At 43.1% G+C, this 16367-nt stretch carries 14 protein-coding genes; 9 read left to right on the top strand and 5 right to left on the bottom strand.

Annotated elements, in window-relative coordinates; translation table 11 throughout:
• Nucleotides 1-184: 184 nt before the first annotated feature.
• From AC59IL_RS28815 to AC59IL_RS28805, 3 genes are all read left to right on the top strand, one after another.
• Nucleotides 185-3316 (top strand): SusC/RagA family TonB-linked outer membrane protein, encoded by a 3132-nt coding sequence (locus tag AC59IL_RS28815; protein WP_496555694.1) that lies wholly within the window; start codon nucleotides 185-187, stop codon nucleotides 3314-3316.
• Nucleotides 3317-3337: 21 nt separating this feature from the next.
• Entirely contained in the window at nucleotides 3338-4882 is a 1545-nt protein-coding gene (locus AC59IL_RS28810; RefSeq protein WP_496555693.1) for a RagB/SusD family nutrient uptake outer membrane protein, read from the top strand.
• A 193-nt stretch (nucleotides 4883-5075) separates the two neighbouring features.
• Nucleotides 5076-5378 (top strand): hypothetical protein, encoded by a 303-nt coding sequence (locus AC59IL_RS28805; RefSeq protein ID WP_496555692.1) that lies wholly within the window; start codon nucleotides 5076-5078, stop codon nucleotides 5376-5378.
• An 8-nt stretch (nucleotides 5379-5386) separates the two neighbouring features.
• Here the strand turns inward: AC59IL_RS28805 and AC59IL_RS28800 are convergent, their stop codons facing one another.
• Entirely contained in the window at nucleotides 5387-6085 is a 699-nt protein-coding gene (locus AC59IL_RS28800; protein WP_496555691.1) for a carbohydrate-binding family 9-like protein, read from the bottom strand.
• Between the two features lie 22 nt (nucleotides 6086-6107).
• A complete protein-coding gene (locus tag AC59IL_RS28795) occupies nucleotides 6108-7943 on the bottom strand; it encodes a PQQ-dependent sugar dehydrogenase (protein ID WP_496555690.1) in 1836 nt (611 codons plus the stop codon).
• Between the two features lie 381 nt (nucleotides 7944-8324).
• On the opposite strand from AC59IL_RS28795, the gene AC59IL_RS28790 reads away from it, so the two are divergent.
• From AC59IL_RS28790 to AC59IL_RS28770, 5 genes are all read left to right on the top strand, one after another.
• Nucleotides 8325-9227, top strand: coding sequence for a helix-turn-helix domain-containing protein (locus tag AC59IL_RS28790; RefSeq protein ID WP_496555689.1), 903 nt, complete (start codon nucleotides 8325-8327; stop codon nucleotides 9225-9227).
• Between the two features lie 52 nt (nucleotides 9228-9279).
• Entirely contained in the window at nucleotides 9280-9726 is a 447-nt protein-coding gene (locus AC59IL_RS28785) for an SRPBCC domain-containing protein (protein WP_496555688.1), read from the top strand.
• 257 nt (nucleotides 9727-9983) lie between these two features.
• Nucleotides 9984-10496, top strand: a complete 513-nt coding sequence (locus AC59IL_RS28780) for a DinB family protein (protein ID WP_496555687.1) — start codon at nucleotides 9984-9986, stop codon at nucleotides 10494-10496.
• Between the two features lie 88 nt (nucleotides 10497-10584).
• Entirely contained in the window at nucleotides 10585-11439 is an 855-nt protein-coding gene (locus AC59IL_RS28775; RefSeq protein WP_496555686.1) for a pirin family protein, read from the top strand.
• A 25-nt stretch (nucleotides 11440-11464) separates the two neighbouring features.
• Nucleotides 11465-11938 carry a Dps family protein gene (locus AC59IL_RS28770; RefSeq protein WP_496555685.1) on the top strand — a complete coding sequence of 158 codons (474 nt, stop codon included), beginning with the start codon at nucleotides 11465-11467 and terminating at the stop codon, nucleotides 11936-11938.
• Between the two features lie 49 nt (nucleotides 11939-11987).
• Here AC59IL_RS28770 and AC59IL_RS28765 read toward each other — a convergent pair whose 3' ends face one another.
• On the bottom strand, nucleotides 11988-12680 hold the full coding sequence (locus AC59IL_RS28765; RefSeq protein WP_496555684.1) for a hypothetical protein: 693 nt from the start codon (nucleotides 12678-12680) through the stop codon (nucleotides 11988-11990).
• Nucleotides 12681-12789: 109 nt separating this feature from the next.
• Nucleotides 12790-14055, bottom strand: a complete 1266-nt coding sequence (locus AC59IL_RS28760; protein ID WP_496555683.1) for a hypothetical protein — start codon at nucleotides 14053-14055, stop codon at nucleotides 12790-12792.
• A gap of 365 nt (nucleotides 14056-14420) precedes the next feature.
• Here AC59IL_RS28760 and AC59IL_RS28755 point away from each other — a divergent pair, with 365 nt between their 5' ends.
• Nucleotides 14421-15167, top strand: coding sequence for a PLDc N-terminal domain-containing protein (locus AC59IL_RS28755; RefSeq protein ID WP_496555682.1), 747 nt, complete (start codon nucleotides 14421-14423; stop codon nucleotides 15165-15167).
• A 238-nt stretch (nucleotides 15168-15405) separates the two neighbouring features.
• Here the strand turns inward: AC59IL_RS28755 and AC59IL_RS28750 are convergent, their stop codons facing one another.
• On the bottom strand, nucleotides 15406-16068 hold the full coding sequence (locus AC59IL_RS28750) for a porin family protein (protein WP_496555681.1): 663 nt from the start codon (nucleotides 16066-16068) through the stop codon (nucleotides 15406-15408).
• Between the last annotated feature and the right edge of the window lie 299 nt (nucleotides 16069-16367).

The following is a 16367-nucleotide window of genomic DNA, read 5'->3' as shown; positions in this document are numbered from 1 at the left end:
AATAACTGCTTATAATATTTTAGTATGACAATATAGGTTACTAAATTGATAATTGCCTAAATAACGCCGGCTCAAAACGTACCTACTTTTATACCGCTGATACTTACACTATTTTAATCATTCTTTTTATTAATTGCGGCGGCTTCTTTATACAGTAAAGGAGCTGTAGCAAACTATTTGCTTTATGAAAAGAAAACTCAATTGCGGTATGAGAACCACTGGTCGTTTTGTACTCCCCCTCTTTTTATTTTTTTCGGTTTTTCATCTTGCATTTTCGGTTTCTGTACTGGCGCAAACCATTACAGTAAACGGAATTATCAAAGACGATAAGGGTAATGCATTGGCGGGTGCAGTGGTTAAAATCAAAGGCGCCAATAAATCAGTTGTATCCGATGGTGATGGCAAATACAGTATTTCGGTGCCGGGGCCCGAAACGGTTTTGATTTTTTCATTTGTAGGATACGAAGGCGTGCAGGAAACAGTTGGCCGGCGTACACAGATCGATGTTACCATGACATCTACCGGCGGAAGGCTCGATGATGTGGTGGTGGTTGGTTACGGTACGCAGAAAAAAAGAGATTTAACCGGCGCTGTTGCAACTGTAGGAAGTACCGAACTGAATAAACGGGTAGCCACCGATCCAACTCAGTTGTTACAGGGCAAATTGCCGGGGCTTTCGTTAACACAGGCCTCGGGCGAAGCCGGTAATGAAAGCTTTGTACTTCGCGTAAGAGGGTTGGGCACTTACAGTTCGGCAGGAAGTAGTCCACTGGTGATTGTAGATGGTTTGCCCGGTAGTCTTACTAACCTTGATCCGCAGAACATTGAATCTATTACACTGTTGAAAGATGCCGCTTCGGCAGCCATTTATGGAACCCGGGCTGCCAATGGCGTTATATTGGTTACCACCAAACAAGGCACCAATGGCAAATTTCAGTTAAGCTATGATGTGAATGTAGGGATTGCCAAACCAACATCGCTGCCCAAAAATCTTATTTATAATTCTGCTACCTATATGGAGTTGTGGAATCAGGGAGCCATTAATTCAGGATATGCCAACCGGTTTTCACAGGCGCAGATAGATGCCTATAAAAATCCTTCGAACCCCGATTTGTATCCCAATGTGAACTGGCTCGACCTCGTAATGCGCACCGTTACCACGCAAACGCATCATGTGGGCATGACCGGTGGCCGTAATGGTACCACCTTTAATATTGGGTTGGGTTATAATGATCAGCCGGATATCATGATCGGTTTTTCGTACAAAAAATATAACCTGCAGCTTAATCTCAATTCAAAGATCAACGACTGGGCTACGGTGGGCGGCAGCATGACATTTAACTACGGAAAAAGAGTATATGCTTCCCGGGGTAGCCAGGACCAGTTCCTGTCGGCCATGTCACAATCACCTATGTACGGACCTAAATTGCCCGATGGCAGCGGACGCTATGTAAATTCGGTTTATCCCAGCGTACAAACGCCAAACAAAAATCCGGTGGCAATTGCCGAAAATGCCCTTGCTAATGCCATCGATTATTATTTACAAACCAATCTTTATATAAATATCAAATTGCTGAAAGGGCTCGAATGGAGAACCAGTGGCGGCTTAAATTATGATTTTCAGAAAACGTCTGATTTTAAACCGGTGATCTATCAGTATAACTGGTTTGCCGGGCCTTTCGATGCGCCCGAACGCACACTCGACGTGAACGGTCAGGGTATGGTAGTAACCGATAATAATTACATCTACCCCGTGGGATATACGCAGTTAACGTACAGTAAAGAAATCGGCGATCATAGTTTTAAAGCACTGGCGGGTACACAGGCCGAATACAATAAGGCACAGGTGTTGTCGGGTAGCCGTACCACACCCTTTTCGAGCAATTTACTCAATGAGCTGAACTGGGGCCCTACAGCATCGCAGCTGGCTTCGGGCAATTCGGCCGAATGGTCGTTGCGTTCGTACTATGGCCGGTTGAACTATGATTACGATGGTAAATATTTGTTCGAAGCAAATGCCCGGTACGATGCCTCTTCACGCTTTCCGCCCGATAACAAATGGGCTTTGTTCCCATCCTTTTCGGCGGGCTGGGTAGTATCGCGTGAAAAATTTATGGCCGGCATTTCGTGGCTAAATAATCTGAAGGTGCGTGGTTCGTGGGGCCGGTTGGGTAATCAGAACATTGCCAACTATCCTTACCAGATGGTATATTCAAATCTCAATTCATACAACAACAATATTCAGTATGCGTATTCTTTCTCGGGAAGTTCATTGAACTCCGGCGCTGCAATAAATGGGTTAACAGATAAGCGTATTCATTGGGAAAATACGCGGGTAGTTGATGCGGGTGTAGATGTAACCTTGTTCCGGAATTTAAACGTAACGGTTGACTGGTATAACAAATTAACCTATGATATTCTTTACCAACAGGCGATACCCGCTTATATCGGGCTTACGGGTCCGTTTGTAAATAATGGAAAAATGCGCAACACCGGTATTGAAGCATCTGCCCAGTATACGAGCAAGGTAGCCGATGTGTCGTATTCGGTAGGCGGTACTTTCCAGGCAAATAAAAACACGCTGGTAAAATTCGGCGCTCCGCAAATAAACACCGGTAACAATACCATCAATATCGAAGGGCAGCCGTACGGAAGTTTTTACATGTATAAATATGCGGGCATTTTTCAAAGTGATGATGAAATTGCCAAATCGCCCAAACAACCTTATAATCCCAAACCAGGCTATCTGAAATTTGAGAATACCGATACAACCAATAATGTAATTGACGCCAATGACCGGGTAATTGTAGCGGGTGTTAATCCAAAATTCGAATATTCGTTCAATGCCAGCGCTTCCTGGCGAAATTTTGATATTTCTATTTTCCTGTATGGTTCATACGGACAAAAAATATTTGCCAACGGTTGGGGCGTACAACCATTCAACCAGGGTTCGCCCCCTACATCAGACTGGTTAAATGCGTGGACACCGCAGAACCACAGCACCACCATGCCGTTGATTTATATAACCGGACAGGGGCCTGCGAGCAATAACATTGGTACTGCATCGACCTACTATTTACAAGACGGATCGTTTTTACGGATAAAAAATATGCAGATAGGTTACAATATGCCTGCGTTGATTACAAAGCGGCTGGCCATGAGCAGTCTGCGTGTATACGTTGCCGGCGATAACCTGGCAACCTTTACTAAATTTAAGGGGCTCGATCCTGAACGCGTGCCAAGCAGCGGCAATAACAGGTATGTAGTGCATCCGCAAAACCAGGTGTTCTCATTCGGACTAAAAGCAGTTTTTTAAATCTCTTACAATTTGCACAACATGAAAGTATTCATTCAATATATTATACTGTTTTTTGTATTGGTTACGGTATCGGTTGGCTGCAGTAAAGATTTTTTAACCAAAAATCCTACTGACCAGCTGCCTGTAGAAAATTTCTGGAAAACACCTGCCGATGCCGATATAGCATTGACCGCTATTTACAGCTACCTTATTCAGGGATATAATTACAGCAGCTCCACCAATACCGGACAGGGCTGGGGAGCCGGTACGCCTTATTGGGAAACACTCACCGATAATGCATACAGCGGCGCTTTTGGCAACGTGGCTTCGGGCGCTATTGAACCAACAACCGGTACTATTCAGTCGGATGCGTACAATACATCGTACAAAGCCATTCAGGCTTGTAATGTGTTTTTGGCCAATATTGGCAATGTGCCTATACAGCAGGCTGCTATGACCCGGTATATTGCCGAAGTTCGGTTTATGCGTGGCTATTATTATTTTCTGCTTGCTCAGTTATACGGCGATGTGGTGTATTACACAAGGCCTATGGGCAATGCAAATGATGATCCAGGAGCATATCAGTTGGGAAGAACGCCCAAAGCGCAGGTGATCGATTCGGTATTGAGTGATCTTAATTTTGCAAAGGATAATTTGCCCGATACGGCTTATACAGGCCATGTGGTAAAAGGAACTGCTTTGGGATATCTTACAAAAGTTTATTTAACACAGAACAACTGGCAAAAGGCTGTTGAAACAAGTTCAGCTATTATTGCTTCTAACAAGTTCAGTTTGTATACCGGTGGTTATCGTGGTTTGTTTTTAAAACCATTGCAGAACAACAACCCGGAAATTATATTTTCGGGCCGTTACCAGGTTCCCAATGCGTTTAGTCCGGCTGATTATTTGTACACCTATAGCGCCAGCTTTCAACCGTTAGGTTACCTGGTAAAAGATTATGAATGTACCGATGGATTACCTACCGCTACCTCACCCCTGTACGACAGTACAAAACCATATCTAAATCGTGATCCCCGGTTGCTGGCAACCATACTTACGCCGGGTGTATTATATAAAGGCGGTATTGTATTTAAGCCTTCTGATATCGGCGCTTCATCGGGCTTTTTGAATAAAAAGGGAGTCGACTCAACACGGGCAACGGTAATAGGCACTCAAAGCGACGCCGATTGGGTGTATTTGCGCTATGCCGATGTATTGCTGATGTATGCCGAAGCACAAAATGAAATGATAGGTCCCGATATTACAGTATATAATGCTGTTAATGCTATTCGTACACGCCCCAGTGTTAATATGCCGCCTTTACCAACGGGTTTGTCGCAGGATGAAATGCGCACCCGCATCCGGCATGAAAGAAGAATTGAACTGGCGCTTGAGGGGCAACGATACTTCGACCTGAAACGCTGGAAGCTCGACCGGGTGATTATCTCTACGATTAAAGATCCCGGTAACACTTCATCAAGAACATTCCCGTTACGCGATACGTTATGGCCTGTACCTCAATCAGAAATAGATGTGGCAAAAACTTATGGGAATACTTCGTTTAAGCAAACGCCGGGATGGTAGCAGGATGAAGGTTCAAGGCGCAAGACTCAAGGCACAAGGAACAAGGTACAAGGCACAAGAAACAAATATGGGTTAGTTGTAATATAGCGATAATGAAACTGCACAAAGGGTTGTCTTTTTTTAAGACAACCTTTTTTGTGCTAAATTTAGTTCAGCAATTCGAACTATTAAACCCTTTTTAAAGCAACACCATATGAGAAAATGGTTACTTTTCCTAATGATTGCAGCTCTTTGCACAACAGGTTGTTTAAAGAAAAGCAGCAATGATACCGATAAGGATTCTGTCGGATATTTTATAACCAACCTTAAAGCCGATATGAATTATTCACAAATTGTAAATGTGTTTGGTGAGCCGGATGGAGATATTGGGAGCGGCATTCATATTTATGTGTACAATTTGTCGGATGGTTCACAGGTATGGATAGGATACGCTGATAAAATTATCTACGCAAACCATGTGAGCAGCTCCAAAGAATTGCTTCACAAAATAATATAACCCGCAGGCTATTCGAGCACCAGCGTCCCAAACGCCGCGGGGATATGAAAATCGGGTTTTGCCGACCGGGGATTGATCCAGCTAATCCATCTCAGGTCAGCTTTTCCATTTACAATGCTTTTGCATTCAGCCCTGAACAGGCCCGCATGTAAACGGTTGTTTTGCAGCAATGCCAGTTTTTTTAACGATGGTATGCCAATGGCAGCTTCAACGATATAACCATCTTTTTGCAACGAAGTTTTAATGATGAGCTGATCAGTTGGCCATTGCCAGCTATAACCCATTTTTCGGTAGTACCATGCTGTGTAATCGAGCACCCTGCCCCGCGAATCCATTTCAAGACAATAATAAGGCGTCATAGTGCTGTCGGGAGTAAGAAAAATTTCAACTCTGTCTGATGCGCCAACTTCCTGCTTATCGTTTTTGATGACGAGGGTGTTAACCGAATCGTCTTTTACCTTATACAAACAATACAACCAGTTGCCATCCCATAATGCAGCAAACGAAGTAGGCGGCGCGGATTCGGTTTCCCACGGATAGCTAAAGTTGGTAAGTACATTCGCAATGCTCCAGGCTGCATTTGTTCCATTACCTGTTACCTGCATTTTACCAGCCGGTATTTTTTTTACCACATAGGTTTGCGCCTGCAGTGAAATGTTGTTTATCATTAACCACGCGAACAGGGCATATATAAATGAAATTCTCATGGCTACATTTTATAGGAGGCGGTCAATTGTTCACCTTTGTTCGTTCCATTGCCGGCCGGTTGGTGGTTGCTGCGTTTCGTAACCTGGTAACATCTGCCGAAGCAACGAGACTATCTTCTTTATTAAATCTTTTTTTGATATAGGTGGCAATGGAAGCAATGGCATGATCATCCAAAAATCCGCCATGTGCCGGCATTACCCCATTAAAGGTTTTTCCGTTTACTTTAATTTCTCCCTGCAATCCGTTCAATATAACTTTTATCAGCTGGTCTTTATTGCCAGCGATCATGTCGGAGCCTGCCAGTGGCGGATAGCGGTTGTTATCACCTTTGCCATCGCGCTGGTGGCAGCCTGCGCAGTAGGAGTTGTATAATATCAGTCCGTTCATTTCGCCGCCCATACCCAGATTGTCTTTTATTTCGTCGGGTGTTTTTATGTAGGTGCGCGATTTTCGTTTTTCCATGTTTGCCAGCTGGGCTGCACCGAATTTATTTTTATCGCCCTTGTACATCACCCGCCAGATCTTTCCTTTATTCGATTCGGAAATATATAACGAACCATCGGGTCCCATAGCCAGCCCCATGGGCCGGTACAACGCATCGCTTGTATTAAATACGGTATCTACTCCGGTAAATCCATCGGCAAAAACTTCCCATTCGCCGGTAGGTTTGCCGTTTTGAAAAGGTACAAAACAAACAATATAACCCGCCTGCGGATATGGTGAGCGGTCGGTAGAACCATGAAAAGCCACAAAAGCGCCATTTTTATAGCGAGCAGGAAATTGGTTGCCGGTATAAAATAACAAGTCCATCGGCGCCCAGTGACCGGGGAAGCCAAATACCGGTACATCGAACTGCGCTGCGCGGCCGATCGTTTTGCCATCACCGCCATAACCGGGCTGCAAAACATTTTTGCCCTGCATTTGATCATAATACGCATATGGCCATCCGAAATTTGAATGTTCGGTAACCTTCAGCAATGGTTCCGATGGAAGCACGGCCGCCTGCCAGGCGGAATATATTTTAGGATAACGGGTATGAAAATTATCCATGCCGTTCATTACGCAATACAGGGTATTATCCATCGGGTTCCAGCTAATGCCCAACACGCTTCGTATGCCGGTGGCGTATTTGTAACCGCTTTTTTGTGTTTGGCCTGTTCTCGATTCATCGAACCGCCAGATGCCGGCATGTGTTTCCAGGTCGGGAGCAGGGTCAAGTCCTTTGCCGCCTGGTATGCCGGCAGGCCCTGCCTGGTTGATGTCCTGCGCAGCATCGGTAGGTGCGCCAAACGGAACATACATGTTGCCGTGGTTATCGAATGTAAAAGGTTTGGCCGTATGCCAGTGCTTTCTGAGATTTTCATCATCATCGGTAAGAATGACCTCAGTTTTGCTTTCGGGTATCAGTTCACCGTCTTTTAATTTATTTCGGAAAATAGTTTTTACGGTAGAAGTATACAGGTAGCCATTATGAACTTCAATACCCGCGGGCAAACCGCCTTCATCTTTATAATCGCCAAAATAACTGATCACATCGGCCTTGCCGTCGTTATCGGCATCGCGAAGACCAACGGTGCCGCCTCCGCCGTGCATGATGTCGTTGTAGGTTAATTTAACATATATGTCGCCGTTGGTATTTACGGTAAGATGCCGGGCTCTGCCAAGGCTGTCGGCTACTACTACTGCTTCAAAATTACCGGGTAAAAAAAGACCTCCGTTATCAGCATCGCCCGGCGGCAAGGGTTTTGCCGCAGGTTGCTTGCATGCAGTAAAACAAATGAAGAACAGGGGCGCTGAAAAAAATGTACAAATAAAAAAACTGATAGAATAACGACGATGCAGGCAAAACCCGGGCATGATTTGTATTTTAATAAATAAATAAGTACAGCGATTGGTCAGACAATGAACTCGTCTGAAAGTACCATTACAGAAGGTTTTATGTGCAACACAGGAATACGGGGGAAATGAAAATGTGCTTCCTGTTTAATAAAAAGTGGGTTTTAAGCGCCGTTTGTACCCTAATTTAATAAAATATTTTTATCCGGCACTTGAAGTATTGCTGTTTTTTAGGTAATTCCGACAAAACCTCCTGCGCAAAAGCCTTTACCGTTGTATCGATCTGCATGATATTACACCGGATAAAAAAATAACAGATGACCTGGGCCTCGATTAAATCAGAGAGTAACCGTTAATAATTCCCCGCATACCGTTACATTTATATTATAAAGATGTTGTTCTATGCAGGAAAAACAGGAACGGGTTTGGGAGAAAGGGATCACTGCTTCTACGATCTGGCAATGCGACGACATTCGAATCGGGCATGCCGTTTCAACTTTTAAAGAACTTACCAGTTATTCGGCGGGCAATGAAAATGATGTGGTGCGTTTTCATTTTGGATTAAAAGGAAACTACAGCTTTACATATAAACAACTAAACCGCACCTTCGATTTAATTGGCGGCCATCATAATATCATGTATTCACAGGGATTTGATATGGTGGTACAGAACAGAACGCTTGAATTGGAAACTTTTGGTATTCAGTTTCCCAAACAATTGTTTATTCAGTTTACCCAGCATGGCAATGAGCCTTTGAAACGGTTTGCCCAGGCTATAATGGATGGCAAAAACAGCCTGATGTCTGAATACTGGGGTGCTATTGATTCAACAATTCAGCAGGTGATACAACAGGTGATCCATTGCAACTATGCGGGCGATTTGAAAAAATTATTCCTGCTTTCAAAAAGCATAGAGTTGCTGGTGCTGTGTGCAGATGCCTACCAGGTGGCTGAAACAAAAAAAGATCTTTTCATAAAGAATAAAATCGATAAAGAAAAGATAATAGCCGTACGCGATATTATCAATGAACGGCTTACAGATCCGCCCAACCTGTCGCAAATAGCAAAAATGGTTGGATTGAATGAATATAAACTGAAGCGTGGTTTTAAAGAAACCTTCAATAGCACAATTTTTGGTTACCTGGCCGACCAGCGGCTGCAGTTGGCCCATCAGTATTTGCGGGATACCGAAAAAACCGCAGCAGAAATAGCGGTGGAGCTGGGTTACTGCACCCCTCAGCACTTTAATAATGCCTTTAAAAGAAAGTTTGGCATCACTCCTTTTTCCGTTAGAAATAATCCGTAAAATGCAATTAGCCCTGCCGTACGGTTATTTATTTTGCTAAAAACTCAAATACATGAACTCATTAATTGTTAAAAACACCATCACCATTCATGCGCCGGCTTCGAAAGTGTGGGATGCATTGGTAAATCCTGAACAAACAAAAAAATACATGTTTGGCTGTGAAACGGTGTCTGACTGGCAACCCGGCAGTGAGCTGTTATGGAAGGGTGTTTTTAATGGTATGGAAATGGTGGCGGTAAAGGGAAAAATTGTGGCTATACAACCCGGCAGTCATCTTGCCTATACAACCATTGATCCCAATTCGACTATTGAGGACATTCCTGAAAATTATCTTACGGTAACCTATGATTTAACAACCGAAGGCCACGATACCATTTTAAAGGTAACTCAGGGTGATTACTCAAAAGTAGCCGAAGGTGAAAAAAGATACAATGAGGCCGTTGCCGCCGGGGGCTGGCAATCGATCCTTGAACTGATAAAAAAGCAGGTAGAGGGATAAACTGAGCGCCACGAATTTCGGGTCCACCTTCGGTGGACTTATTTGCCACAGATGGCACAGATGAACACAGATATGTTTAGGTTCAACACTAGAACATAATCAATTATACTTAATCTGTATCTTATCCGTGTTAATCCGTGCAATCCGTGGCAAAATCCTCCTGCGTTGCGCCAGCAACGCAGTAATCCGTGGCATCTGTTTTAAACAAATCATCACTTCAATTGGTTATTCTTTATTCAAACCAAAAAAAATTAACCATGAGTGATGTTGCTGTAACTACCACACAACCCGTTAAAGAACTGTTTATCAAAATGGCTGTTGCTGCCTGGGATGCACAATGTGCAAGGGTAAGCAAACTGGTCGACGAACTAACCGACGATGAACTGATGGCAGAAGTGGCGCCGGGCCGTAATACCGGTATTTACCTCTTTGGCCATTTGATAGCTGCCACCGATGCCATGTTTCCACTGTTGGCATTTGGCGAAAAATTATATCCTGAACTCACAGAGCCATTTTTAACCAGTGCCGATAAAGCGGACTATGAAAAACCGCCGGTATCGGAGTTAAGAAAGTACTGGAAAGAAGTAAATGCTAAATTCTCAAATCGTATAGCAGGCACCTCTACCGATGAATGGTTTATGAAACATACCGCCGTTTCGGAAGAAGATTTTGCCAAAGAACCGCACCGCAATAAACTAAATGTACTGCTCAGCAGAACCAGTCATCACAGTTACCATCTGGGACAGCTTGTATTTCTCAAAAAGAAATAACCATTAATTTTTGGTATAAATCATCTTTTATATGGATGATTTTATTGCTTTGTGCATGAACGGATGTTTTTATTCCTAACTTGAATGTATGAAAAAGAGGATTGAGCATATTCTTTATGGCCGTGAAAAAAAGATCACAGAAGAAGAAACCGTAAGACAGTCGTTACCACATAAGGATTTCCGTTTTGCCAATCCGTTTATTGTTTTGCATCATATCGGGCCGGTACAATATCATGCCGGGCAGCATGCACGAATAAATCCTCACCCGCATCGCGGGTTTAGTCCGTATACATTCATGTTGCAGGGCGAAGGGTTTCACCGCGATAATGCAGGTAATGATGAGGTGGTCAAAGCCGGTGGCGTACAATGGATGTTTGCCGGCAGTGGCATTTTGCATAGCGAAGGGCCAACCTCAGCATTACTGAAGCAGGGCGGTATACAGGAATTGATACAACTATGGATCAATGCACCTCGTGCCAATAAATGGGATAAGCCGTTTTATCAGTCGGCCCCTAAAGAACAATTGCCTGTTGTGATCAATGAAGAGGGCGTGCAGTTTCGGCTGGCAAGCGGCAATTATAACGGTCAAACAGGTCCTGTTCAGAATTTCACGCCCGTTATTTCAATGATCGGTGAAGTAAATGCAGGAAAGAACGTAACACTAAATGCAATACCCGGTTACTGGGCATTATTATACGTAGCAAAAGGAACTATTGTAGCGAATGATGAAACAGTGGCCATGCATAACCTGATTGTATTTAGTAAAGAAGACGAAGACATAGTTATAACGGCTGTTGAAGATGCACAGTTGTTGTTTTTGTGCGCCGAACCGATCGACGAACCGGTGGCTGCCAAAGACAATTTTGTAATGAATACACCCGAGGAAATTGAACAGGCAATGAGTGATTATAAGAACGGGTTATTTGGCAGCCTGAGTTACTGATTTCATTTTAAAAAACAATAATATCATGCAACCGAACATTGGCATTAAACCTGATAATCTCACAGCAGTGTGTCATATTTTGAACGGAATTTTGGCAGACGAATTTTTACTGTATACCAAAACCCGTAATGCCCACTGGAATGTTGAAGGGCCCGATTTTCACGATAAACATAAATTCTTTGAAAGCCAGTACGAGCAGCTCGATGAGATCATGGATGAAGTAGCAGAGCGTATTCGTATGTTGGGACATTATGCACCTGCCACGCTCAGTGATTTTTTAAAACTCACGCACCTTACCGAACAGTCGCGCGAAAAAAACGATAGTCATGGTTTTATTCGCGAGTTGCTGGCCGATCACGAAACGCTTATCATCACCATGCGTGAGAACATCAATCGTTTTGCCAATGAGCACGGCGATTTGGGCACCAGCGATTTTATTACCGGCCTGATGGAAACACACGAAAAAATGGCCTGGATGCTGAGATCGCATCTGCGGTAATTGATTTTATAGCAAAAGAAACCACCCGTTTGGTGCGGTCACTACCGCATTAAACGGGTTTTGTATTTTGGGTGCGGCCCGAACGCTTCGCAAACCGAACGATTTGTAGAATACCGGGTAACAAAATCAGTGCGAGGAACGCGGTTATTATCAGGTAATTTTGTTTTAGAATATAACGCGCTTCGACTAATTTACGCTTTAGCTGCTCTTGTAAAATAAACGATTTTTCGGCTCTCGCTACCGGTAAACAGTCGCCTGAAAGGTCCGGTAATTCTATATGAGATTCTACCGGAGGCTCATTGGCAAATAAATAAAATGAATTATCTGTATAGGCATATCTTTTTAACCTGTATATCTGGGCCTGGTTAAGTACCCATACAAAATCGCCATAGGTATTTTCTTCGCCAAATTCAATTTTTAAAACACTATTAGTATCGTTGGTGAATTGCATTCTTTCAATTTCGCGGTTTATAAAATCCATTTTGGCGTTCAAAATATAATCCTCAAAAGGCCAGTCAGGATGCCACAGGTATATAGTAGTTACTTTTTTGTTTTTGATGGCTTCATAAAAAGCATACTTTGAGAAGCTATAGTAATTTTTTTTGTCAGTATTGTCATTAGGCAAAAACATTTTGATGGCAACGGGCGGGGCCTTCTCTTCGGGTAAAAAAAGCAGTAACAGCACCGGTAATCCCAACAGGCTTATTATACCGGGCAAATAATACAGTTTTTTTCGTTTCATTTATTTTTAGATGCGCCGGATGGCCTTTTCCATAAACAAAAAGCCCTGCCGATTCAATCAGCAGGGCTTTAATCTAAGCATTATTGACTATTCACCATTGACCATTCGCCTAATCATAATCCGACAACCGCACCGCAAACACACAACGATTATCTGCGCCATATAGCGACGTTTCAAATTCTGTCAGGTTCCATAAATAGCCGGTAGCTGTTTCAAGATAAAGATCCTCTGCTCCATGCGGCCAGCGGTAGCGAACGCCGGCGGTGGCGCCATCATTATAACGAACCAGTCTTGCCGTAGAACCTTCATAACTGCTATTGCCTGTTGTGGTCATAAATGTTTTTGAACCCGCACGGAACACACCCTGCACGCCATTTACATTGGTATTGTCGGTGTCGATAGGCGTAATTACTTCGGGTTGCGGACTGGTTACAATTTCTCCTGTAGCATTCAGGTGAAAGCCGTATACTTTGGGCACTGTGGTACTTGATGATTCAATATACTGACCGGTCCACAACATTTTGTCGGATGATGTAGCGCCTTCGCCCAGTTCAATGCAGGAGAACGGTGATGCATTGGTGATCTTGTAATATCCTGTTTGTGGTAATACATAGGCATAGTTAAATGCCTTGAGTGTTCCGTCGGTATCCTGGCCTATGGTATTTCCCGTATCATCACCGGATACCGATATGAATTTGGTAAGATCGAATACGCGTATGCCCAGTTTTGTATCTGCCACATAAATTTTCCCGGCATAGCAGGCCACGCCACCGGCGTGAATAGTTACCGGTGCAAATGAATTCAACTGTGTATATGAATTGCTCGATTTGTACAGATCAGCATTCGACATATTGGCCTTGTTTTGTACCAGTATAATATGGCGATAGGTAATGTTGCTCATGCTGGTAATATCTACCAGCGAAACGCGTACACCTTTGTGCTGGTTATAAACGCCATCTATGTCAGAAGGCCCGATGGCATACCAGGTAACCAGCAAAAAGTTTCTGCCGCTCCACTGAAAACCGGTGATGCCCTGCGGGCGCCATTCAATGGTTTGTTCATCTCCGCTATTCCATGTAAAACCCTTTACCTGCCGGTCGGAAGGAATATTAAATCCGTACACAGATGTGTATCCACTTGCAGTGCCTATGCGGTTCAGGTTCAGCTGGTCGGGTGTTTTATAACCATAGGAAGAAAGACTGCTTACAAAACTGCTTTCGTCAGTATAGGTCACCGTTACATTGGCGGCTACTGCATTGGAGGAGGTATTGCCGGTGATGGGTGGTCTTTCTTCGGCGACAGGTTGGGATTGTTTCACGCAGGCGTTTAGTGTTACCGCCGCAACAGCGGTAATACAATACATTCGTAAACTCATAGGATTGTTTTTAGGTTAATTTAATTGGTTTAATTATCTGTGATTAACTTTTCATGATTCATAGGTAGGCAAAATTTTCAGCAACCGCAAACAAACTACCGGATATGCAGGTACGTTTTTTCCACATTAATGATTTCTTTACACGCAAATTCCCGCATATTAAGTGTATGTGAAATCTTCAAAAACAAATGGAGTGTAAAATGAGGGGGCGGTGGCAAAAAGACGCAAAAACGATGTTAACAGATAAAATAATTTATTAACTTGTCGCTTTCCCGTGGGCGGATACTAATGACCAAAAAACTATCTTCCATCAGGGAAAGAATTATAATTTTGCAGCAGGATCAAACCGAACCCCTTTATCAAATATGTTTTTCGCCAACAGTTATCTGTACTACATTCCAATCGCTTTACAGGCAATTTGTGTTCTTCATTGTATTCGAAAAGGAAACCAGAACAAATGGATCTGGATCATTGTGTTTCTGCCTGTTATAGGTAGCCTGATTTACCTCTTTTCTGAAGTTATTACCGGTCATGAAATTGACCAGGTTTCGTCGGGCATGGGACAGGTGCTTAATCCCGGTGGAAGCATCAAAAAGCTCGAGCAGCAATTGCGTTTTTCAGATACTTTTCATAACAGCATTGCATTGGCCGATGCCTATCTGGCCAAGGGATATACCAATGATGCCATTGCATTGTATGAACAAAGTTTAACCGGCGTTTTTACCGAAAACGAACATGTTATTAAGCAGCTGATCATTGCCTATGCCAATGTGAACCGCTTTGCCGATATTTTACCGCTTGCCAAAAGAATTTATAATTCGCCTCAGTTTGCAAAATCAAAAGTACATGTAGTGTATGCCCTTGCGCTTGAACATACTGGCAATAAAGAACTGGCCGAAAAAGAGTTTAAATTAATGAATAGCCGGTTTGCTTATTTTGAAGCCCGCTATCAGTACGCGCTATTTTTATCAAGGAATGGCAGAAAGGAGGAAGCCGTGCAGCTATTGGATAGTATGGTGGCCGAAGCTACCCAGCTCAGTTCGCGCGAGCGCAGGTTCAACGCGCAGTGGATTGCGCAGGCCAGAGAAGAATTAAGAAAGCTAAGAGGTTAAACGAGTAACCCTTCGGCTTCGCTCAGGAGAAAAAAGAGATTTTAGTTCTTTCAAATTGCCAATTGTTTGTATACTCGTTGCAATTCAAACAAAGGATAAAACCTCTGGTTGCCTGCATACACGCTGCAATTACAACAACGGGTTTTCGCTTTTTTCTCCTTCTTCTCTTGTAGCTCTTAGCAAAAAAAATGGCTGCCCCCGTTGGAGGCAGCCCCTGGAATCCTCAAACCCGTATCGCCTAAAATCCTAATCCGATGTATAATGAGATAGCGCTGTTCTTCGAATCTTTTGTCAATTCGCCAGACAGGCTACCGGACTTCCCTATTTCATGGAATCCATAGCTGTACCGTGCTCCGAGCGTAAAGTTTGAAATATCTATTCCCAACCCACCGGCTACACCATAATCAATGCGGTTGAAGTTCTCAGCGTTGAGTTCTTTTATTTCATTGATCGTGCCATTGTCCTTTAGATCTTTAATGTTAACAGCGGCGAGATAAGACACATACGGACCAACGTGCAGATTGAAATTTTTGGCTACATTAATAACCGCCAGTACCGGTAATTCGATGTAGTTTAAATTAAACCGGTATTCGCCTTTGCCTTCAAGAAAATTGTTATACGTTTCTTTAGCTCCTTTGCTCGTATACAATAATTCAGGTTGAATAGAAAATCCTTTGGCAACAGGCAACTTGGCAAAAAATCCTGCATTGAAACCAACTTTCATGTTTTCGTCTGATACATCCTTTACGTACATGTTGGTGAGATTGACCCCTCCCTTAATACCGAATTTGGGTGATAATGAATTTTCTGAAGATGTTTGTTGTTCCTGTGCAAGCACACGTGTAGCAGTTGCGATTAATACAGCACAGAATAAGGAAAAACATACAATTACTTTTTTCATCTGAAAAGATTTTTAATTTTTCTAATTAACAAAAGCCTGAGGGTTTTTTAATCCATTAAGGTTTAAGCAAATATGAAAATCCCTCAATGTATTTGTTAAAATTCCTGTGCCCCCGCCTGAAATAGTTTACTGTATTGCGTTTCATCGTTTCTTCCGGGGAAATTAATCCTCATAAACAACCACAAAATGTATACGAGGTATTCGTTGCAACATAGTGGGCACAATAATTTTTTATATATCCCGAAACCTAATTTACCATCAACATGAGTAAAATATTTAAATGGATAGGTGCAGTTTTT

This window comes from Niastella sp. sgz303648 (assembly GCF_059587045.1).
The sequence above is the reverse complement of the archived record's forward strand: the minus strand, read 5'-3'. Positions and strand labels throughout refer to the sequence as shown.

Excerpts from the sequence above, each read along its gene's own strand:
- AC59IL_RS28785 (WP_496555688.1), top strand. The coding sequence starts at position 9,280 with ATGAACTCATTAATTGTTAAAAACACCATCACCATTCATGCGCCGGCT.
- AC59IL_RS28790 (WP_496555689.1), top strand. The coding sequence starts at position 8,325 with ATGCAGGAAAAACAGGAACGGGTTTGGGAGAAAGGGATCACTGCTTCT.
- AC59IL_RS28770 (WP_496555685.1), top strand. The coding sequence starts at position 11,465 with ATGCAACCGAACATTGGCATTAAACCTGATAATCTCACAGCAGTGTGT.
- AC59IL_RS28750 (WP_496555681.1), bottom strand. The coding sequence starts at position 16,068 with ATGAAAAAAGTAATTGTATGTTTTTCCTTATTCTGTGCTGTATTAATC.
- AC59IL_RS28755 (WP_496555682.1), top strand. The coding sequence starts at position 14,421 with ATGTTTTTCGCCAACAGTTATCTGTACTACATTCCAATCGCTTTACAG.
- AC59IL_RS28760 (WP_496555683.1), bottom strand. The coding sequence starts at position 14,055 with ATGAGTTTACGAATGTATTGTATTACCGCTGTTGCGGCGGTAACACTA.
- AC59IL_RS28815 (WP_496555694.1), top strand. The coding sequence starts at position 185 with ATGAAAAGAAAACTCAATTGCGGTATGAGAACCACTGGTCGTTTTGTA.
- AC59IL_RS28800 (WP_496555691.1), bottom strand. The coding sequence starts at position 6,085 with ATGAGAATTTCATTTATATATGCCCTGTTCGCGTGGTTAATGATAAAC.
- AC59IL_RS28775 (WP_496555686.1), top strand. The coding sequence starts at position 10,585 with ATGAAAAAGAGGATTGAGCATATTCTTTATGGCCGTGAAAAAAAGATC.
- AC59IL_RS28765 (WP_496555684.1), bottom strand. The coding sequence starts at position 12,680 with ATGAAACGAAAAAAACTGTATTATTTGCCCGGTATAATAAGCCTGTTG.
- AC59IL_RS28810 (WP_496555693.1), top strand. The coding sequence starts at position 3,338 with ATGAAAGTATTCATTCAATATATTATACTGTTTTTTGTATTGGTTACG.
- AC59IL_RS28795 (WP_496555690.1), bottom strand. The coding sequence starts at position 7,943 with ATGCCCGGGTTTTGCCTGCATCGTCGTTATTCTATCAGTTTTTTTATT.
- AC59IL_RS28805 (WP_496555692.1), top strand. The coding sequence starts at position 5,076 with ATGAGAAAATGGTTACTTTTCCTAATGATTGCAGCTCTTTGCACAACA.
- AC59IL_RS28780 (WP_496555687.1), top strand. The coding sequence starts at position 9,984 with ATGAGTGATGTTGCTGTAACTACCACACAACCCGTTAAAGAACTGTTT.